A 20,043-nucleotide genomic window follows, 5' to 3' on the forward strand; every position below is an offset into this window, starting at 1 on the left:
CGACGACTCTTCCGGGTTACTTCTGGAGCACCGCGACGTCTTCGTCGGCCTGCGGCACGGACACGGTCCCGCGGTCGTCCGGCAGGGTCTGGACGGTGAAGCCCGGGACGCCCTCCTGGGTGGACGTCAGGGTGCGGGAGGCGTAGACGGGGGTGGCCGTGAGGGTTTCCACGGTCAGGGCGTAGCTGCCCTTCAGGCCGGTGGGGACGGGGAGTTCGACGTCCTGGGTGGTGCCGGCCCGGACCGTGTACGTCTTGGAGACGGCCGTGCCGCCGCCGCTGCCCGCGGAAGCGGTGACCTTGACCTGGGCGGTGCCCTTGGGGGCGGTCAGGGAGAGGGTGGCGCCCTTGGCGCTGTTGCCGGCGGCGGACGCGCGCGTGCCGACCGGCGCGGTGGCGGGGATGAACGCGGACTCCTGGTCGGCGCCCTTGCCGCGCAGGACCCGTACGGCGGCGACGACCGGGACCGACTGGTCCGTGGGGGTCAGGATCAGGGATCCGGCCTCCCCGCGCGTGACGTCGCCCAGGTCGACCGAGATCGTCCTGCCCGCCTTGACGTGCAGCGTCTCGTGCCCGGCGGGGGTGATCAGACCTGAGGGGGACGCGAGTTGGACTTTGAGGTCCGCGTCCGCGTCACCCGGGGCGTAGGCGACGAGGCGGACGGCCGTGGCGTCCTTGGGGATGCCCGGGACGACCTGGATGGGGGCCGGGTCGGTGGCGGGGGCCAGCCAGTCGCCGCCGAGCTTTTCGTCCAGGGCCTGTACGGCGGCCCCGAGGCGGCCGCTGCGCACGTTGACGTGGACGGTGAGGTCTTCCTGCTTCTCACCGGTGAGCGTGGACAGCAGGATCGGCTCGCTGGAGTGCGCGGGAACGGTGAGGCCCTCCCCCACCGTGGTCGCGAGGGCGCCGTCCTTGCCGTAGAGCGCGATGTCGACGACGGCGGCCGAGTCGTCCGGGTTGGTGAGGTGGACGTAGTCGGTGCGGTCGGCGGCCGTGCTGACGCCCGGGAACCAGAACTCCGTGTCGGGCGCGGAGCAGGCGAGGCCCTGGAGGCCGCGGCCGCTGCCCGCGGGGACCTCGGTGGTCTCCTGGACGGTCCAGCCGGGCGCGAACCTGCCCTCGGCGGTGCCCAGGAGCGCGGGCGCGGCACCGCCCGTGGTGGCGCCGACGGCCGGTGCGCCGGGCGCCTTGGGGGTGAGGGCGGGCTTCGCGGCCGCCTTCTTCTTGCCGTCCGTCTTCCCGCTCGTCTTGCCGTCCGCCTTGCCGTCCGTCTTGCCTGTCGCCTTGCCTGTCGTCTTGCCGTCCGCCTTGCCGTTCGTCTTCCCGCTCGCGGCGCCGCTCGCCGGGTCCGCCGACTCCTCGACGGCGGGGGTGAGTTCGGCCTTTCCGTCGGCGCCTGTGCCCTTGGTGACGGGAGTGAAGGACGTGTACGACGTCTCGGCGAGGTCGGAGGTGCTGGGCGAGGGGCAGAGCAGGCTCGTGCGCTCCACGGGCAGTTCGGCGGCCGCCTGGCCGGAGTCCGCTCCGGAGGCGTCCGGCTGGTTGAGCGTGGCGAACCCGGTGACGGCGGCCAGCGCGGCCGTGCCGGCGATCAGGGACAGGGTGGTGCGGTTCACTGCTGGCTCCCGTCGGGACGCTCGTCGTCGGCGCCGCGCGGGCGCCGCTCCGGGTCGTAGGCGGGGTCGTACCCGCCTTGGCCGTAGCCCGACGGGTCGTAGCCCTGCTGCTGGTAGTTCTGGTCGTACGACGCCTGCTGCGCCTGGCCGTCGTAGGCGTACGGGTCGTACTGGCCGGCCTGGTAGGGATCGTAGGCCTGCTGGTCGTAGCCGCCCTGCTGGTACTGCTGGCCGCCCTGGTACTGCTCGCCCTGGTACTGCCCGCCCGGGTAGCCGCCGTATTCGGCGCCGGCGTAGGTCGGCTGGTCCCAGTCGCCGTAGGGCTGCTGCTGCGGGACCGCGGCGGGAGGCTGTCCCTGCGCGGGGACGGCGAACTCGTCGTGCCGGCCGGGTTCCTGGGGATCGGCTTCGGTCTCGGTCTCGGCTTCCGCCTCCGCCTCGGCCTGGGCGCGCAGGCGGCGGGCGCGGCGGCCCTCGCCGTCGACGGCCTGGGCGGGGATCGGCTCCTCCTCGGGGAGGTCGTCGTCGACGTCACGGCGGCGGCCGGGGAGGGCCAGGACGACGAGGACGAGGGCGAGCAGGCCCTGCGCCCACAGCCACGCGGTGTGGGTGAACGGGTCGTCGTAGGTGACGTCCAGCCTGCCGCCGGAGGCGGGGAGTTCGAAGCCCTGGGCCCACCCGTCGACGGTCGTCGGGGTGAGGGCCTTGCCGTCCAGGGTGGCCGTCCAGCCTTCGGCGGCGGCGTCGGCCAGCCGCAGCACACGACTGCCGGAGCCGTCGGGGACGGTGGTGTGGACGTCCACGGGGCCCGCGGCGACCGGGGTCGCCGCGCCCTTGCCGGAGTCGGCGACGACGGCCGCGCGGGAGACCTCCTGGTCGACCCGCCACAGGGCGCTGCCGTCCTGCTGGCTCAGCCGCTTCAGACCGGGCGTGGCGTCCAGGACGCGGGTGGCCTCGCGGGGCGCGCCCTTGTGGACGAGGACGTACCCCACGGCGAACTTGCCGAGCTGGTCGGCCTGGTCGGCGCCGGAGCCGGCGACGAGATTGGCGACGACCTTGTCGAGCTGCTTGTTCTCGCCGTCGGCGGCGGCGAGTTCGGCGTCGCCGAGCCGGGCGCCGGAGCCGCGGACCAGCATGTAGCCGACGCGGGCGGCGTCGCTGTCGAGCACGAGGGTGCGGGCCTGGTCGCGGTCGCCCGCCTCTTCGGCGACGAACGCGGGCACCTGGACGGGGTCGCGGCGCTCCAGCGGGCCGTCGGCGCCGCCCATCATCCAGCCGGCGGCGAGGAGCAGCGGGCCCGCGGCGGAGGCGAAGGCGATGAGCGCGGCGACCGGCTGGCGCCAGCCGAAGCTCTGCTCGGCGACACGCGTGCGTGCTCCGTCGGCGCCGATGACGGCGGCCGCGAGGAGGGCGATTCCGTAGACGAGGGTGGCGGGGCCGGCCCAGGTGGAGCTGTTGGACAGCACCGCGAAGACCAGGCCCACCAGGGCGACGGCCCAGGCCGCCCAGACGCCGAAGTGGCGTTCGGAGCGCAGCAGGGCGGCCAGCGCGGCGAGGACGACGCCGATGAGCATCAGGCCGTCGACGGTGCCGGGGCCGCCGGGGCTGGCGCCGAGCAGGTCGAGCGCGGTGGCCGTCGAGGGGCCGTAGTCGAGGCCGGCCTGGGTGAAGAACCCGAAGGGCAGCAGGGACAGCGACCAGGGCGCGAGGATCAGCAGGGGGGTGCCCAGCTGGGCCAGGAAGCGCGGGCCGTACGCGGTGAGGTCGCGGCGGCGCACGGCCAGGACCGCGAGGCCGAGGACGAGCGCGATGGGCCAGACGATCGGGGTGAACGCGGTGGTGATCGTCAGCAGCAGGGTGTAGGCCCAGGTGGCGCGCCAGCTGCCGCGGGCTCCGGAGCGTTGCGTCAGACCGCTCGCGGCGGCGCCCGCGCGGGCGATGAGCGGCAGCAGCACGGCCAGGACGGCGGTGCCGACGCGGCCGCCGGCGAGGGCGCCGGTCGCGGCGGGCAGGAAGGCGTAGACGACGGCCGCCCACGCGCGCAGGAGGCGTGACTCGACGAGCGGCCGGGAGGCGAAGTAGGCGGTGAAGCCGGCCAGCGGCACCGAGCAGACGAGCAGCAGGGTGAGGGCGAGGCCGGTCGAGCCGAGCAGCAGGGTGGCCAGGGTCGCGATGATGGCGAGGTAGGGCGGGGCGGCGGGGGTGCCGCCCACGCCGACCGGGTGCCAGGCGTTCGCGTAGCGCGACCACAGCTCGGAGGCGTCGGCCGGGGCGGGCAGCAGGGCGCCGCCCGCGAGGGCGCCGCCGCCGAGCAGGCCGCGGCAGGCGACGAGGGAGACGAGCAGCAGGGCCAGGAAGAGCACCGGGCCGGGTTTGCGGGCGATGCGCTTGAGGCGCGCGAACTGCTCGATCTCCAGGAAGTCCGCGTCGTCGCCGCCGGGGCCGGACTCGACGGCCCCGCCGTGCCGGCCCGCTCCGGAGACGGCCTCGGGGTCGGAGGAGCCGAAGTAGTCGCCGACGGCCTGTTCGAAGGTGGCCCGCACGGTCGCGCCGGGCGGCGGGAAGAGGGCGCGCAGTTCGTCCTTGTCGACCGTAGGCTTCCCGCGCCTGCGCCGCCCGGCGATGATCCGCTCGGGGCGCAGCAGGGTGCTCAGCAGGCCGCGGATCTCGTCGAGGGCCTGTCCGGGGACCTTGCCGACGAGGTTGGCGAGGGTGCGCAGCAGGGTGCCGAGGACCAGGCGGACCAGGATCCAGGGCAGCAGCGCCGTGCGGCTGTTGACGAGGAGGGTGTAGACGGCGCCGGCCTTGTCGACCTTGTGCGGGGAGGCGGTGGTGCGGCCCGCGCAGTCGACGGCGCGGCGCTCGCGGGAGGCGGCTTCCGCGTGCCGTACGACGGCTTCGGGGGCGATGAGGACGCGGTGGCCGGCGGCCTGCGCGCGCCAGCACAGGTCGACGTCGTCGCGCATGAGGGGCAGGCGGCGGTCGAACCCGCCGAGCTGCTCGAAGACGTCGCGGCGGATCAGCATGCCGGCGGTGGACACGGACAGCACGGACCGGACGTGGTCGTGCTGGCCCTGGTCCTGTTCGCGGCGGTCCAGGCCGGTCCAGCGGCGGCCGGAGTGGGCGATGGTGACGCCGACCTCGAGGAGCTGGCGGCGGTCGTACCAGCCGCGGAGCTTGGGGCCGACGACGGCCACGTCGTCACGGCCCAGTTCGAGTTCGTTCTCCACCACGCGCAGCAGTTCGGCCAGCGCGTCCGGTTCGGGGGCGCTGTCGTCGTGCAGCAGCCACAGCCACTGGACGGGCTCTCCGTGCGGGAGTTCCGGCAGGTCGTAGGCGTCGTCGCGCCAGGTGCGCGTGACGGGGTCCCAGCCGCTGGGGCGCTTGAGGTACGGCAGTTCCTCGGGGGTGAGGACGGGGGCCGTGCGGTTGGCCTCCTCGACGGCCTGGCCGAAGCCGGTGCGGCGGGCGAGGTGCAGGACGCGGTCGTCGCCGAGGGCCTCGGCGACCAGCCGCGCGGAGTCGTCCGAGCTGCCGGTGTCGGCTGCCATGACGGACTGGACGGGACGCTCCTGGCCGAGCAGCCCGGCGAGCGCGTCAGGCAGCCAGCGGGCACCGTCGTGGGAGACGATCACCGCGGTCACGACATGACGCGGGAACTCAGGTGTGGCAGCGCCGTCTTGGTGGGCTGCCGTGTGGCTGTGCACGGACATCGAGGTACGGGCCCCGGTTCGCTGGACTGCGGTGGACGCCTGCGCCGCCTGGGGGCGCAGAAGCGTCTCGGACGAGCGCCCACACTATCGGCTGGGCAGGACGACGGCCCGCCGCCTGTGGACAACCCACATGCGACGGGCCGTTCTGACCCTCGTGCCCGAAGGCGCCTCGATGCGCCTCGGTATCGGGACGTCATGCCGCCGCGACGCCGGCCGTGGCGTCCGTGCGGCATGGCCGGCTCTCAGACCGCCGCCTTCTTCAGCCTGCGGCGTTCCCGCTCGGAGAGGCCGCCCCAGATGCCGAATCTCTCGTCGTTGGAGAGGGCGTACTCCAGGCATTCGGAGCGGACCTCGCAGGCGAGGCAGACCTTCTTGGCCTCGCGGGTGGAGCCGCCCTTCTCGGGGAAGAAGGACTCGGGATCGGTCTGGGCGCACAGTGCGCGCTCCTGCCAGCCGAGTTCCTCGTCCGCGTCGTCGACGTCGACCAGCAGTTGCTGCACCAGCTCGGTCATGTGCGCCCCTCGCTCTGTCTTTCGCGTCCCCGTGACGTGGCCGTTACCGATTCCGGCTGAACGACACGAGTGAAATTACAAGTGTGCTGCTCCGGGCGAGTCAAGCCGAGATCTGCTATTGGGCCCCTTATTCACTCTGCGGAACCAAGGCCATGCGGTAAGTGTTCAAATCGCCATAAACCTTGACACGCAGGTGGAGCCCCGGAGGGACACCGCCCCGCACAGCGCTTGTACGGGGAAAGACGCCCGGAGGTTCGATCCCGTTGCGGCACGCGCGCGGAAGCGAACCGGATCACCGTCGGATCACGGGATCGCCACGAGGCTCGCGCCCGGCATGAGCGCCATGTGTCCCGGTCACCCCATGCACAAACCTTTCACCTCACAGATGAACCGAATGAGGTGAACCGTGTCCCACATACCGGGTGTCGAGTTGACAGTGCGGGTGTGAACCGGTGTCCTTGTGGGCATGCTCGCGAACTTGGCATTCACCTCGACCGGCTCCGCCGGGTCCCACGGTGCTGCCCTCGTCCGCTGTAGCTGTTGTCGTCGTTCCAGCTGTTGAGCCCAACGCGCTCCGGCTGCACCCGTTGAGTCCACCGCGACTCGGCTGCTGTCTCCCTCCGGCCCACACCAGGGCGCCCCTGTTCCCCCCGTGATCCGGGCGGACGGTCCGCGACACCCAGCACGCCCCCCACTCCTGCCGCCTCTTCCGCCGAGGAACCACCGCATCCATGAACAGCGACAGCGACCTCCAGATCGCCGGCGACATCCTCGAAGTCCCCCACCTCCTGCAGGCCCCGCGCGAGCACCCGGCCACCGTGGCCGAGTTCGCCGGGCTGGCCCGCTCCGTCGCCGCCGACCGCGCCCGGTGGGAACACCTGGTCCGCTACGACGCGACGTCCCGCTGGTACCACCTGCTGCGCACCGGCCCCGGCTACGAGGTGTGGCTGCTGTCCTGGGTGCCCGGTCAGGGCAGCGGACCGCACGACCACGGCCGGTCCTCCGGCGTGCTCACCGTGCTGGACGGGGAGCTGACCGAGCGCACCGAACGCGGCGAGCGGGTGCTCGGAGCCGGGGCGCAGCGGGTGTTCGCGCCGGGATACGTGCACGAGGTCGTCAACGACGCGCTGGAGCCGGCGGTCAGCCTGCACGTCTACTTCCCGGGACTTACGGAGATGCCGATGCACCCGCGGTCACACGTGCGCACGGCCGGCGCGGCCACGATGGCGTGCGCGGCCCCCGTCGAGTACGGCCCCGCGGACGCCGTCGGCGTATAGCCGGACGCCGTCGGTGCGTGGCCGGCCGCCGTCGGCGTGCAGCCGGATGCCGACGGCGTGCAGCCGGATGCCGTCGGCGTGCAGCCGGACGTCGTCGGCGTGCAGCCGGACGTCGTCCGCTCGTACGGGTGGGCGGGATGTCCACAGGCGGGCGGTTGTCCACAACCGCCCGTCGCGCTGTCGGCGCCGCCTGCGAGACTTGCCCTCATGCGCATTGTGGTTCTGGCAGGCGGCATCGGCGGTGCCCGGTTCCTGCGCGGTCTGAAGCAGGCCGTGCCGGACGCGGACGTCACGGTCATCGGCAACACCGGCGACGACATCCATCTCTTCGGACTGAAGGTCTGCCCGGACCTCGACACGGTGATGTACACGCTCGGCGGCGGCATCAACGAGGAACAGGGCTGGGGGCGGGCCGACGAGACCTTCCACCTGAAGGAGGAGCTCGCCGCCTACGGCGCGGGGCCCGGCTGGTTCGGTCTGGGCGACCGGGACTTCGCCACGCACATCGTGCGGACGCAGATGATCGGCGCCGGCTATTCGCTGAGCGCGGTGACCGAGGCTCTGTGCGACCGGTGGAAGCCGGGCGTGCGGTTGATCCCCATGACGGACGACCGCGTCGAGACCCATGTGGCAGTCGAGGTCGACGGTGAGCGCAAGGCCGTGCACTTCCAGGAGTACTGGGTGCGGCTGCGGGCCTCGGTGCCGGCGGAGGCGGTCGTGCCCGTCGGCGCGGAGCAGGCGAAGCCGGCGCCGGGGGTGCTGGAGGCGATCGCGGAGGCGGACGTCGTGCTCTTCCCGCCGTCGAATCCGGTGGTCTCCGTCGGCACGATCCTCGCGGTGCCCGGCATCCGCGAGGCGATCGCCGAGGCAGGCGTGCCGGTGGTGGGCCTGTCCCCCATCGTCGGGGACGCGCCGGTGCGCGGCATGGCCGACAAGGTGCTCGCGGCGGTCGGCGTGGAGTCGACGGCCGCGGCGGTGGCTGAGCACTACGGCTCGGGACTGCTCGACGGCTGGCTCGTCGACACCGTGGACGCGGACGCGGTGGAGCGGGTGGAGGCGGCCGGGATCCGCTGCCGCGCCGTCCCGCTGATGATGAGCGACCTCGACGCGACCACGCAGATGGCCCGGGAGGCGTTGCGGCTGGCGGAGGAGGTGCGGGGCGCGTGAGCGGGTCCTTGGAGAGCGGTTACCGGGTCTGGGCCGTGACCGGGCTGCCCGAGGTGCGGGACGGGGACGACCTGGCCAAGCTGATCGCCGCCGCCGAGCCGGGGCTCGCCGACGGGGACGTGCTGCTGGTCACGTCGAAGATCGTGTCCAAGGCGGAGGGGCGGATCGTCCGGGCGGACGACCGGGAGGCCGCGATCGACGCCGAGACGGTCCGGGTGGTGGCCCGGCGCGGGGCGCTGCGGATCGTCGAGAACCGGCAGGGGCTGATCATGGCAGCGGCCGGGGTCGACGCGTCCAACACCCCGGCGGGCACGGTGCTGTTGCTGCCCGAGGACCCGGACGCGTCGGCGCGGGCGCTCCGCGAGGGGCTGCGGGACGCGCTCGGCGTCGACGTCGGGATCGTCGTCACCGACACCTTCGGGCGGCCCTGGCGGGCGGGGCTCACGGACGTGGCGATCGGCGCCGCCGGGGTGCGGGTGCTGGACGATCTGCGCGGGGACACCGACGCGCACGGCAACGCGCTGAGCGCGACCGTCGTCGCCACGGCGGACGAGCTGGCCGCCGCCGGCGACCTCGTGAAGGGCAAGGCCGCGGGGCTTCCGGTCGCCGTGGTGCGGGGTCTGGGGCATGTGGTCGGGTCCGAGGGCGCCGAGGAGGGCGCCCGGGCGCTCGTGCGGGGGGCACGGGACGACATGTTCCGGCTCGGGACCTCGGAGGCGGTGCGGCTGGCGGTCACGCAGCGACGGACCGTGCGGTCCTTCACCGACGAGCCGGTCGACCCCGGAGCGGTGCGGCGGGCGGTGGCGGCGGCCGTCACCGCGCCGGCGCCGCATCACACGACGCCGTGGCGGTTCGTCCTGCTGGAGTCCCAGGAGGCGCGGTCGCGGCTGCTGGACGCGATGCGGGACGCGTGGATCGCGGATCTGCGGCGGGACGGGAAGTCCGAGGAGTCCATCGCCAAGCGGGTGCGGCGGGGAGACGTGCTGCGCAACGCGCCGTATCTCGTGGTGCCGTGTCTGGTGATGGACGGGTCGCACACCTACGGCGACGCGCGGCGGGACGCGGCCGAGCGGGAGATGTTCGTGGTCGCGACCGGGGCCGGCGTGCAGAACTTCCTGGTCGCGCTGGCCGGGGAGCGGCTGGGCTCCGCGTGGGTGTCGTCGACGATGTTCTGCCGGGACGTGGTCCGGGAGGTGCTCGCGCTGCCGGAGGGATGGGACCCGATGGGAGCGGTGGCGGTCGGACACGCGGCGGAGGAGCCACGGAACCGTCCGGAGCGGAACGTGGGCGACTTCGTCGTGGTGCGATGAGTTCGTGGCGGTTCGGGGCGGCGACGCGGGTTCGGGGCGGCGACGCGCTGAGCCGTAGTGGGCCGGGCTGAGCCGCGGCGAGCCGGGCGCCAGGATCGTTCGGCTCGGGTGGTGCGACCGGTGTGGGGGTGCGACAGGTGGGGGGGGTGCGGGTGATCCGAGTGGGATGTTCGTGGCCGGTGGGGTGAGGGGTGGGTGGTGCGCCTACTCTCGTAGCAGCCGTTTTCGTATGACCCGGGACATCCATCGTGGCAGGACGCTTCTCTCCGCGGCCCACGCGCACCACCGTGCGCGGCGGGCATGTCGGCGTGCCCGCGGGGGTGCCGCGGCAGGCGTCGGCGCCCGGACGGGTGCGCGACTGGACGCCGGAGGGGCCGCTCGATCTCGGGCTGGTGCTCGGGCCGCTGCGTCGGGGGCCGGGTGATCCGACGTTCCGGGCGATGCCGGACGGGTCCGTGTGGCGGGCCAGTCGCACCCCTGCGGGGCCGGGGACGCTGCGCGTCGCCGCCCGCGACGGCGCGGTGCGCGGCCAGGCGTGGGGGCCCGGGGCCGAGTGGCTGCTGGAGCAGTTGCCCGAGATGCTCGGGGCCGCGGACACCCCGGAGGCGTTCGAGCCTCGGCATCGGGTGGTGGCGATGGCCCGGCACCGGCGGCCGGGGCTCAGACTGACGCGGACCGGACTGGTGCTGGAGTCGTTGATCCCGTCCGTGCTGGAGCAGAAGGTCACCACCGACGAGGCCTACCGGGCCTGGCGGTTGCTGGTGCGCAAGTTCGGCGAGCCGGCGCCGGGGCCCGCGGCGGGCGGCCGGCTGTGGGTGATGCCGGCGCCGCGGACCTGGGCGCTGATCCCGTCGTGGGAGTGGCATCTGGCCGGGGTCGACGACAAGCGGGCGTCGACGATCCTGCGGGCCGTGCGGGTGGCGGGGCGGCTGGAGGAGGCGACACGGATGGCTCCGGCCGCGGCGCAGGCGCGGTTGGAGGTCCTGCCGGGGATCGGTCCCTGGACGTCCGCGGAGACCGTGCAGCGCAGTCATGGCGCGGCGGACGCGGTGACCGTGGGGGATCTGCATCTGCCGGGGATCGTGGGGTGGGCGCTGGCCGGGAACCGGGACGCCGACGACGCCCTGATGCTGGAGCTGCTGGAGCCCTACGCGGGGCGGGAGCCGGAGCAGGAGGGACAGCGGCACCGGGCGGCCCGGCTGATCCTGCTCAGTGGACACGTGCCGTCCCGGCGGGTTCCGAAGATGCCTCGGTGGGACATCGGGAAGCTGTGAGGCAGGCGGTGGGGGGCTCCCCGGGGAGGCACTCCCCGGAGGCCCCGGACGCGCTGACGACTCCTGACTGACGACTCCTGACTGACGACTCCTACTGGTCCGACGAGAAGCGGACCGCGCCGGCCGGGATCCTCGCGTCGCACCACACCCTCGCGCCCTCGCGGAGTTCGTTGTCCGGGCCGACGACCGCGCCGTCGCCGATGACCGTCCCGGTGAGGACGGAGCGTTCGCCGACGCGGGCCCGGGCGCCGATGAGCGAGTCGGTGATGACGGCGCCGGGTTCGATGACCGCGCCGGGCAGGATCGTCGAGCCGAAGACCCGCGCGCCCTCCGCGACGAACGCGCCCTCGCCCACCACCGTGCCGCCCGTCAGCTTCGCGTCGGGGGCGACCCGCGCCGTCGGCAGGATGAGCCGGTCGCCGCACCGGCCGGGGACCGCGGGCGAGGGGGCCCGGCCGAGGACCAGGTCCGCCGAGCCGCGGACGAACGCCGCCGGGGTGCCCAGGTCCAGCCAGTACGTCGAGTCGACCATGCCCTGGAGGTGCGCTCCGGCCGAGAGCAGGCCGGGGAACGTCTCGCGCTCCACCGACACCGGGCGGCCCTGCGGGATCGTGTCGATGACCGAGCGGCGGAAGACGTACGCGCCGGCGTTGATCTGGTCGGTGACGATCTCCTCGGGGGTCTGGGGCTTCTCCAGGAAGGCCAGGACCCTGCCCGTCCCGTCCGTGGGGACCAGGCCGTAGGCCCGTGGGTCCGTCACCTGGGTGAGGTGCAGGGAGACGTCCGCTCCCGTCGTCTCGTGGGTGGCCACCAGGCGTCCGATGTCCAGGCCGGTGAGGATGTCGCCGTTGAAGACCAGGACCGGGTCGTCCGGGGCCGAGGTGAGACGGGACGCCACGTTGCGGATCGCGCCGCCCGTGCCGAGGGGTTCGTCCTCCGTCACGTACTCGATGTGCAGGCCGAGGGCCGAGCCGTCGCCGAAGTACGGTTCGAAGACCTCGGCCAGATAGCTCGTCGCCAGGACGATGTGGTCCACGCCCGCCGCTCGCGCCCGCGCCAGCTGGTGCGTGAGGAACGGCACCCCCGCCGCCCTGACCATGGGTTTGGGCGTGTGCACCGTGAGGGGGCGCAGCCTGGTGCCCTTGCCGCCGACCAGGAGGATCGCTTCAGTCACCTTTTCGTCTCTGCTTCCTGCCGGGACCGGCCGAACTGTCATTCGGCCGGCCAGTGTATGCAGACCCTTGTGTGGCGACTTCCAGGCCGTGGGCGTTCCGTCCCGGTCCCGGCAGAGTGTCCCCCCGACGGCTGCGGAATGTGCCCCCATCCGGATGCGCGCTCCGGCCGTTCGGGGGCACGGGACCCCCGGGGCCTCCCCCGGCCCCGGAGCTCCCGGACGCGACCGCCCGGTTCAGCGCCCCTGGTAGCGCGCCGCGGTCGAGCGGGCCGAGCCGAGCTTGCCGTAGAGCTGTTTGCCGGGGCACTCCGTGGCGAACCCGTCCCGGTGGCCCGAGATCACGTTCAGTCGTACGCTCTTTCCCTTTGCGTAGAGGTTGCCACCCGCGGACGTGAGGTATGTCTTGCCCTGCGGGTTCGCCCCGAAGAGGCCGAGCTTCCACGCCGTCAGACGGGCGACGGCGTCGACCGTGGCGGCGTTGGGCTTGGCGCTGCCGAAGGTGCCGAGGACGGCGATGCCCATGCTGTTGGTGTTGAACCCGAGGGTGTGGGCGCCGAGAACCGGCTTCGCCACTCCCCCCGCGCGGCCCTCGTAGATCTTCCCGCACCTGTCGACGAGGAAGTTGTAGCCGATGTCCCGCCAGCCCATGCTCTTGACGTGGTAGCGGTAGATGCCGCGGATGACGGACGGGGCCTGGGCGCAGGTGTAGCTGTTGCCCGACGCCGTGTGGTGCACGAACGCGGCCTTGACCGTCGTCGTGTAGCGGAAGCCGCTCTCGCGCAGGTTCTCGTCGGCGCCCCAGCCGCGGCGCGTGACGATGGTCGGGCGCGGGCCGATGTACGGCGTGGCCCGCTGGGCCTGCGTCAGCTCGGCGCCGCGCAGGGCGAAGAGTTCGCGTTCGGTGGCCGGGCGGTCCAGGCCCGGGATCTCCAGGGCGCCGAGCGGGGCGAGGGCTTCGTTGGCGGCGGATGCCTCGGTGGCCTCGGCCGACATGTCGGCCACCATGTCGGTCGGCATGTCGGCCGTCTTGGTCTCCCCGTCGTCGTCCCCGCCGTTGCCCCCGCTCGCCTCGGCGTCGGATCCGTCCGCGGCGCCCGGCTCGCCCGGCGGGTCGGCTTCGGGGGGCAGCGTCCGGCCGTGCGGGGGGCCCGCCGGGGCGTGTTCGGGGGCGGCCTCGCCCGGGTCGACGAGGTCCACGCGCAGACCGGCGGGGAGCGGGACGACGGTCGAGAGGGTGCGGGCGCCACGGCCCGTCTCCTCGGTGCGGCGTTCGGTCTGCGGACGGACGCGGACCTCGACGCCGTCGGAGTCGCCGACCCAGAGCGGGGCCGTGGCGCCGCGGACCCGGCCCGAGGCGCTCTCGGGGGTGCCGGGGTCGGCGCCGTGGTCGGCGTTGTGGGTCTCGACGTCCTGCCAGCCGGACCAGGCGTCGGCGCCGGCCGGCCGGGTGCGGACCTGGACGCGGCCGTGGAGCTCGGCGGACGGGTCGTCCCAGACCACGCCGAGGAGGGAGAAGTGGCGCACCTCGCGGCGGGACAGTCCCTGGCCGGGGCCGCCGCCGAGGGCACGGTCGCCGGTGAGGGGGGCGAGGGGCAGCGACTGGGTGCTGCCCGGGAGGTCGGGAAGATCAGGACGGTCGGGAACCCCGGCGACCCCGGGGCGGGTTGAAGTGGTCCGGGTGTCGGGGCTCGTGGCCCTGACGGTCCCGGCGGACGCCGCCTCCGCGGCCGGTGCCGGTCGCACCGTCGCCGCGTCGGCGGGCGGCGTCAGCGGGAGGGCGAGAGCCGCCGCGCAGGTGACGCCGATCGAGGAAGCAAGCAATCCACGCATGCCAACGATCCTGGACATAGTCATACATATCTGTCCATCGGGGAATTGACGGGCCGTCGACGTGCGTTCCGCCGAACCGGTGGCTCCGCGAAGGCCCGGCGGCCGGTGCGCCACCGTGGGCGGCGCGTACGCTTCTGCGGGTGACTGCCACCGATCGCACCCCTGCCGACCTGCTGCGTTCCGCACTCGCCGCGGATCCCGCGCGCCCCCTGGTGACCTTCTACGACGACACCACGGGCGAGCGGGTCGAATTGTCCGTGGCCACCTTCGCCAACTGGGTGGCCAAGACCGCGAACCTCCTCCAGGACGGGCTGTCCGCCGAGCCGGGCGACCGGGTCGCGCTGCTGCTGCCCGCGCACTGGCAGACGGCGGTGTGGCTGATGGCGTGCGCGTCGACCGGGGTCGTCGCGGACGTGGCCGGGGATCCGTCGCGGGCGGACTTCGTGGTGGCCGGGCCCGGAGGCTTCGAGGCGGGGCTGGCGTGCCGCGGCGAGCGGTACGCGCTGTCGCTGGCCCCGCTCGGGCGGCGGTTCGTGCCCGGCCCTCCGGAGGGGTACGACGACTACGCCGTGGCCGTCCCGGGCTTCGGGGACCGGTTCGCGCCGTACGCCCCGGTGGACCCCGAGGAGCCCGCGCTGATCGTCGCCGGGGCCGAGTACACCGGCGCCGAGATCGTGGAGCGGGCGCGCGCCGAGGCTTCGGGTCTTGGGCTGACCGGGCCCGGGTCGCGGCTGCTGTCGGGGCTGCCGTACGACACCTGGGAGGGGCTGAGCGCCGGGCTGTACGCGCCGCTGGCGAGCGGTGGCTCGGTGGTGCTGTGCCGGAACCTGGCGGCGGCCGACGAGGAGACCGTGGCCCGGCGGGTGGAGAGCGAGCGGGTGACGGCCACGGCCCGGTAGGCGCCCCACGGCCCGGTGACGGCCCCATGCGTCGGCGGGCGAGGATCCCCGCCGACGCGGCCCGGCAACCGCCCCACGGGTCGGCGGGCGAGGGCCCCCGCCGACGGGACACGGCCGCGAAGGCCGAGGCCGTCTCATCCGTTCGGCCCACCCCCGGGCACCCCTTCGCCCCCGTTCGCGCCATCGTCGTAGGAGCGGCTCCACGCGTTCGTGCGGCCGAGGCGGGACCGCGGCGGGACCGGAAGCGGGAGGGGGATCGACGTGACGCACTCCACGGGGCGCGGCGGCGGACCTCTCGGGCCGGGGGCGGGGGCGTCCGCCGACGGGCGGGGGCTCGCGCGACGGCGCCGGCTGCGGTGGGCGCGGTACGGGGCGGGGGCCGTGGCCGTGATCGTCCTGGGGGCCGGGGTGGCCGGGTGGGCCCTCTACATGAAGCTCGACGGGAACATCACGCCCGACGACGCGGCCGCGGCGGAGCTCGCGCGGTACGCGAAGGACCGGCCGACGTCCTTGGTGAAGGACGCGCAGAACGTCCTGCTGATCGGGTCGGACTCGCGGTCGGGGGACGGCAACGAGGAGTACGGGCGCGACCTGGGGACCGAGCGGTCCGACACGACGATCCTGCTGCATCTGGCGGCCGGGCGGCGCAGCGCCACCGCCGTCTCCCTGCCGCGGGACCTGATGGTGGACGTGCCGGGATGCCGCCGGCGGGACGGGACGCGCACCGAGCCGATGTTCACGATGTTCAACTACGCCTTCCAGGCCGGGGGTTCGGCCTGCACGATCCGCACGGTGGAGAAGCTCACCGGGGTGCGGATCGACCACCACGTCGTCGTCGACTTCAGCGGGTTCAAGGACATGGTCGACGCGGTGGACGGGGTCGAGGTCTGTCTGTCGGAGCCGATCAGCGACAAGGCCGCCCGGCTGCGGCTGCCGGCCGGGAGGGTCACGCTCGACGGGGAGCAGGCGCTCGGGTACGTACGCGCCCGCAAGTCCCTCGGCAACGGCAGCGACACCGGCCGGATGGACCGGCAGCAGCGATTCCTGGGGGCGCTCGTCAACAAGGTGCAGAGCAACGACGTCCTGCTGAACCCGGTGAAGCTGTATCCGGTGCTGGACGCGGCAACGTCCTCCCTCACCACCGATCCCGACCTCGCGAGCCTGCGCGGTCTGTATGAACTCGTGCGCGGCCTGCGGAACATTCCCACCGAACATGTGCAATTCCTGACCGTTCCGCGGGAGTCGTACGTCTACAACGCCAATCGCGACCAACTGGTGGAGCCCGAGGCGGAGAAACTCTTCGAGCGGCTGCGGACGGACACGCCGGTGGTGGTTTCCCGGGAACTTCCCACGACACCCGCCCCTTCGGAGTCGGGCGGCCACGGACCGTACCCGCCCGCGACGGCGAACGGCGCGGCTCGCGGGGCGGTTTCGCCCAGCCCGCCCGCACCCACGTTCCGCGGAAACACGGCCGCCGAGGACGTGTGCGGGTAAAGCGCTTGCCAAGCCAAGCCCTTGCGCCGAACAGGAGTTCAAAGAAATAGGGCGAATTGCCCGGTTGTAGGGGCGTGGAATTTGTCACGGCCGTCGCTCGACGCCGAATCAGGCGGATAGTGTGAGCGATCCGGTGCACCCGGCCGCGAGGTCCTTCCTGGGGTCGCGCACCGAGTGACCGAGACCCGAGCGCCTTTGAGGGGGAAAGGCGCCGCGTGGCCCCGACGGAGGATTCGGACAACCGTGGACGCGCAAGGCCGTGGGCGGGCGGAGAACATCGACCCCGCAGACCAGTGGGTGCTCAATCCGAACACCGGCGAATACGAACTGCGACTGAGTACTTCCGCACCGCAGTCGCCGGTGCCCGGACCTCGTGGATCCGCCTCCGGCAGGACCGGCGGCGGGAGCGGGGGCCCGGCGCGCTCACGCGCCACCGAGCCGGAGCGGCAGTCGCCGCCGTCGTCGCCCGGGAAGGCGGTGCCGAGCGCCGACGTGCCCGGTCCGCGGCGACGCCGCGGCGCGCCGCCCGAGGAACCGCCGAACCGGCGCGGCCGGCGGCCGGTGAAGAAGAAGTCGCGGGCGAAGAAGATCCTGGTGTGGACCGGCGGGATCATGGCCTTCGTGATCGTGGGCACGGCCGGCGCCGCCTACCTGTACATCGAGCACCTCAACGGCAACATCACGTCCGTCGCCGACGACGGCGCGAGCACCGGCGGGTTCAGCAAGGACAGGGCCATCAACCTGCTGGTGATCGGCACCGACAAGCGCACCGGCTCCGGCAACGAGGGCTACGGCGACTCCGGCAGCGTCGGCCACGCGGACACCACGATCCTGCTGCACGTCTCCAAGGACCGCACGAACGCGACCGCGCTCAGCATTCCGCGCGACCTGATCGTCAACGTCCCGAACTGTGAGACCGAACAGGAGGACGGCACCACCAAGGTCATCAAGGGCTCGGACGGCGTCCGCTTCAACACCAGCCTCGGCCAGGACGGCCGTACGCCGTCCTGCACCGTGCGCACGGTCACCGCGCTGACCGGGATCAAGGCGGACAACTTCATGGTCGCCGACTTCAACGCGGTGAAGACGCTGACCAGCGCGGTGGGCGGGGTGGAGGTGTGCCTGGCCAAGGACATCGACGACGCCGACTCCCATCTGAAGCTGTCCAAGGGCACCCACCTCATCCAGGGCGAGCAGGCGCTCGCCTTCGTGCGCACCCGGCACTCGGTCGGCTTCGGTGGCGACCTGAGCCGGATCCAGATCCAGCAGCAGTTCCTCAGCGCCCTGATGCGCAAGCTGAAGTCGAACGACACGCTCTCCAGCCCGTCCAAGATGATCAAGCTGGCGGAGGCGGGCACCAAGGCGCTGGCCGTCGACGCCCAGCTCGACAGCATCAACAAGCTGAAGGACCTGGGCCTGGAGCTGGGCAAGCTCGACATCAAGAACCTGACCTTCACCACCGTGCCGGTCGTCGACAACCCGGCCGAGAAGGTCAAGGCCACAGTCGTCCTCGACAAATCCTCGGCCCCCACCGTCTTCCAGATGATCAGGGACGACGTCTCCTTCACCGCGGTGAAGCAGCAGGCCGCGGCCTCGAAGGACGCGGCGGCCAAGGCGGCCGCGGCCCGGCTGAAGGGCCCGCAGTCCGCCGCCTCCGAGGTGCGGGTGCAGGTCATGAACGGCGGGGCGGCTCCCGGCAGCGCACAGGAGACTCTCAACTGGCTCCAGAACGACGAGGGCGTGACGAAGTCCGAGAACGCCGGCAACGCGCCCGCGGCGCTGGCGAAGACGACCCTCGAGTACGCGCCCGACCAGGCCGCCCAGGCGCGCAAGCTGGCCGCGGTCATGGGACTGCCCGGCACCGCGCTGAAGCCGGGCAGGAGTGTCGAGAACGCGCAGGGTCTGCCGACCATGACGCTGACGCTGGGCAAGGACTTCAAGGGCGCGGGCGTCTCGCTCACGGCGGCGACGAAGGTGCCCGACACGGTCCAGAAGTCCACGGCCGACAAGGTCAAGTGCGCCAAGTAGGTAACCCTTCGGGCCCGTCGAGCGTCTGACTGGACGCGGGGCGGGCCCGTGTCAGGCGCACGGCGGGGAGGGGCAGGGGAATGGCGGGGAGCAGCGGGGTGCGGGGGGAGGTTTCCGCGGCCGGGGACACGACGTCTTCGGCCGAGCGGGAACAGCGCGACGAGACCGCGTCCGACGGAGACGGCAGACGCGGCGGCGGACGCCAGAACGGCCAGGGCGGCAAGAACGGCCCGGGAGGCCGGGAGACCGACCGCCGACGCCGAGGTCGACGCGCGTTGCGCTGGTCGGCGACCGTGCTGGCGGTGGTGATACTCGGGGGCGCGGGGGCCGGATACCTCTACTACGAGCACCTCAACGCGAACATCAGGCACGACGACCTGAACATCGGCGACGCCAAGGACCGGGCGGCCGGCACCAAGGCCAACTCGGACGGCCAGACGGCGCTGAACATCCTGCTGATCGGCTCGGACGCCCGCGACACCGCGGCCAACCAGAAGCTGGGCGGCGCCAAGTACGACTTCGGCGGTCCTCCGCTCGCGGACGTCCAGATGCTGCTGCACGTCTCGGCGGACCGCAGCAACATGTCGGTGGTGAGCATGCCGCGCGACACGCTGCTGGACATTCCCAAGTGCACCGACCCCGACGACGGCACGACCTACCCGGCGCTGCACGGCGGGATGACGAACGCCTCGCTCAGCCGCGGCGGCCCGGGCTGCACGGTGGCCACCTGGGAGAAGCTCACCGACATCCACATCGACCACTTCATGATGATCGACTTCGCCGGTGTCGTCTCCATGGCGGACGCGATAGGCGGCGTCCCGGTCTGTGTGGACGCCAACGTCTACTCGCACACCAGCACCGGCAAGGGCTCCGGCCTGAAACTGGAGAAGGGCACGCACTCCGTCAAGGGCGAGCAGGCCCTGCAGTGGCTGCGCACCCGTTACGGCTTCGAGGACGACACCGACCTCGCCCGCGCCAAGGCGCAGCACATGTACATGAACTCGATGGTCCGTGAGCTGCGCGCCAGCGCCAAGCTGACCAACCCCAACAAGCTGCGCAAGCTCGCCGAGGCGGCCACGAAGGCGATCACCGTCGACGACGGCCTGGACACCATCAGCAAGATGTACGACCTGGCGGGCGAGCTGCAGAAGGTGCCCACCGACCGCATCACGATGACGACGATGCCCAACCGGTACCAGGGCGAACGAGTGGTGCCCACGGACGACGCCGGGCAGCTGTTCCGTCTCGTGCGCGAGGACATCGCCCTGGACGGCAAGGACGCCCGCAAGGCCGCCGCCGCTCCCTCGCCGACGGCGGTCGCCGACCCGGCGGCCGCGAGCGACAGGATCGCGGTGCAGGTCCACAACGGCACGTCCACGAGCGCGCAGGGCGCGGTGCGCGGACGGGCCACGGCGGTGACGCAGGCGCTGGCCGCCAAGGGCTTCACCGAGGCCGTCGCGGACACCTCGGCCGCCACGGCCGTGGCGAAGACGGTGGTCAGCTACCCGAGCGACGACCTGCAGGGCGACGCCCTGGCGGTCGCCAAGGCCCTCGGCGTCCCGGCGGGCCAGGTGAAGAAGTCCACCGGGGTCTCCGGCGTCACGGTCGTCGTGGGAGCGGACTGGCGGTCGGGGACGACGTACACGGCGCCGGTGAAGAACGACAGGACGCCCGACACGGCCGGCGCCATCAACGCCTCCGACACCAGCCAGTGCATGCACGTGGACCCGAACTACGTCTGGTAGTCCGG

The 20,043-nt window shown here is 73.1% G+C and carries 13 protein-coding genes; 8 read left to right on the forward strand and 5 right to left on the reverse strand.

Going from position 1 to position 20,043, the window contains the following annotated elements; genetic code table 11:
• Window positions 1-16: 16 nt before the first annotated feature.
• From Sri02f_RS35410 to Sri02f_RS35420, 3 genes are all read right to left on the reverse strand, one after another.
• A complete protein-coding gene (locus tag Sri02f_RS35410; RefSeq protein ID WP_109005421.1) occupies window positions 17-1,615 on the reverse strand; it encodes a DUF5719 family protein in 1,599 nt (532 codons plus the stop codon).
• Window positions 1,612-5,328: a glycosyltransferase gene (locus Sri02f_RS35415; RefSeq protein ID WP_109005422.1), complete on the reverse strand. Its 3,717-nt coding sequence runs from the start codon at window positions 5,326-5,328 to the stop codon at window positions 1,612-1,614. Before Sri02f_RS35415 ends, Sri02f_RS35410 begins: the two co-directional genes overlap by 4 nt.
• Window positions 5,329-5,570: 242 nt before the next feature.
• Complete coding sequence (locus Sri02f_RS35420; protein WP_069768511.1) at window positions 5,571-5,840, reverse strand: WhiB family transcriptional regulator; 270 nt, start codon at window positions 5,838-5,840, stop codon at window positions 5,571-5,573.
• Window positions 5,841-6,571: 731 nt separating this feature from the next.
• Here Sri02f_RS35420 and Sri02f_RS35425 point away from each other — a divergent pair.
• From Sri02f_RS35425 to Sri02f_RS35440, 4 genes are all read left to right on the forward strand, one after another.
• Complete coding sequence (locus Sri02f_RS35425) at window positions 6,572-7,117, forward strand: cysteine dioxygenase (protein WP_109005423.1); 546 nt, start codon at window positions 6,572-6,574, stop codon at window positions 7,115-7,117.
• Between the two features lie 207 nt (window positions 7,118-7,324).
• Window positions 7,325-8,284, forward strand: a complete 960-nt coding sequence (gene cofD, locus Sri02f_RS35430) for a 2-phospho-L-lactate transferase (protein ID WP_109005424.1) — start codon at window positions 7,325-7,327, stop codon at window positions 8,282-8,284.
• The gene (locus Sri02f_RS35435; protein ID WP_109005425.1) at window positions 8,281-9,594 is read left to right on the forward strand and encodes a coenzyme F420-0:L-glutamate ligase; all 1,314 of its coding nucleotides are present in this window, start codon (window positions 8,281-8,283) and stop codon (window positions 9,592-9,594) included. Before cofD ends, Sri02f_RS35435 begins: the two co-directional genes overlap by 4 nt.
• A gap of 248 nt (window positions 9,595-9,842) precedes the next feature.
• Window positions 9,843-10,868: a DNA-3-methyladenine glycosylase family protein gene (locus Sri02f_RS35440; RefSeq protein ID WP_109005426.1), complete on the forward strand. Its 1,026-nt coding sequence runs from the start codon at window positions 9,843-9,845 to the stop codon at window positions 10,866-10,868.
• Between the two features lie 91 nt (window positions 10,869-10,959).
• Here Sri02f_RS35440 and manB read toward each other — a convergent pair whose 3' ends face one another.
• Together manB and Sri02f_RS35450 are read right to left on the reverse strand one after the other, a co-directional pair.
• Entirely contained in the window at window positions 10,960-12,042 is a 1,083-nt protein-coding gene (gene manB, locus Sri02f_RS35445; RefSeq protein WP_109005427.1) for a mannose-1-phosphate guanylyltransferase, read from the reverse strand.
• A 234-nt stretch (window positions 12,043-12,276) separates the two neighbouring features.
• Window positions 12,277-13,872: a peptidoglycan recognition protein family protein gene (locus Sri02f_RS35450; RefSeq protein WP_109005428.1), complete on the reverse strand. Its 1,596-nt coding sequence runs from the start codon at window positions 13,870-13,872 to the stop codon at window positions 12,277-12,279.
• A gap of 140 nt (window positions 13,873-14,012) precedes the next feature.
• Here Sri02f_RS35450 and Sri02f_RS35455 point away from each other — a divergent pair, with 140 nt between their 5' ends.
• The 4 genes from Sri02f_RS35455 (at window position 14,013) to Sri02f_RS35470 (ending at window position 20,038) form a co-directional block, all read left to right on the forward strand.
• Entirely contained in the window at window positions 14,013-14,771 is a 759-nt protein-coding gene (locus Sri02f_RS35455) for a TIGR03089 family protein (protein WP_109005429.1), read from the forward strand.
• Window positions 14,772-15,032: 261 nt separating this feature from the next.
• Entirely contained in the window at window positions 15,033-16,265 is a 1,233-nt protein-coding gene (locus tag Sri02f_RS35460; protein ID WP_109005430.1) for an LCP family protein, read from the forward strand.
• A gap of 243 nt (window positions 16,266-16,508) precedes the next feature.
• Window positions 16,509-18,293, forward strand: coding sequence for an LCP family protein (locus Sri02f_RS35465; protein ID WP_109005431.1), 1,785 nt, complete (start codon window positions 16,509-16,511; stop codon window positions 18,291-18,293).
• Window positions 18,294-18,373: 80 nt separating this feature from the next.
• A complete protein-coding gene (locus tag Sri02f_RS35470; RefSeq protein ID WP_109005432.1) occupies window positions 18,374-20,038 on the forward strand; it encodes an LCP family protein in 1,665 nt (554 codons plus the stop codon).
• The last annotated feature ends 5 nt before the right edge of the window (window positions 20,039-20,043 follow it).

The organism is Streptomyces rishiriensis (assembly GCF_003112535.1).
Taxonomy (GTDB): domain Bacteria; phylum Actinomycetota; class Actinomycetes; order Streptomycetales; family Streptomycetaceae; genus Streptomyces; species Streptomyces rishiriensis.

What these genes read in the sequence shown, in the direction of transcription:
- Sri02f_RS35425 (WP_109005423.1), top strand. Translation starts at nt 6,572, where the DNA reads ATGAACAGCGACAGCGACCTCCAGATCGCCGGCGACATCCTCGAAGTC.
- Sri02f_RS35450 (WP_109005428.1), bottom strand. Translation starts at nt 13,872, where the DNA reads ATGCGTGGATTGCTTGCTTCCTCGATCGGCGTCACCTGCGCGGCGGCT.
- Sri02f_RS35420 (WP_069768511.1), bottom strand. Translation starts at nt 5,840, where the DNA reads ATGACCGAGCTGGTGCAGCAACTGCTGGTCGACGTCGACGACGCGGAC.
- Sri02f_RS35470 (WP_109005432.1), top strand. Translation starts at nt 18,374, where the DNA reads ATGGCGGGGAGCAGCGGGGTGCGGGGGGAGGTTTCCGCGGCCGGGGAC.
- Sri02f_RS35415 (WP_109005422.1), bottom strand. Translation starts at nt 5,328, where the DNA reads ATGTCCGTGCACAGCCACACGGCAGCCCACCAAGACGGCGCTGCCACA.
- cofD (WP_109005424.1), top strand. Translation starts at nt 7,325, where the DNA reads ATGCGCATTGTGGTTCTGGCAGGCGGCATCGGCGGTGCCCGGTTCCTG.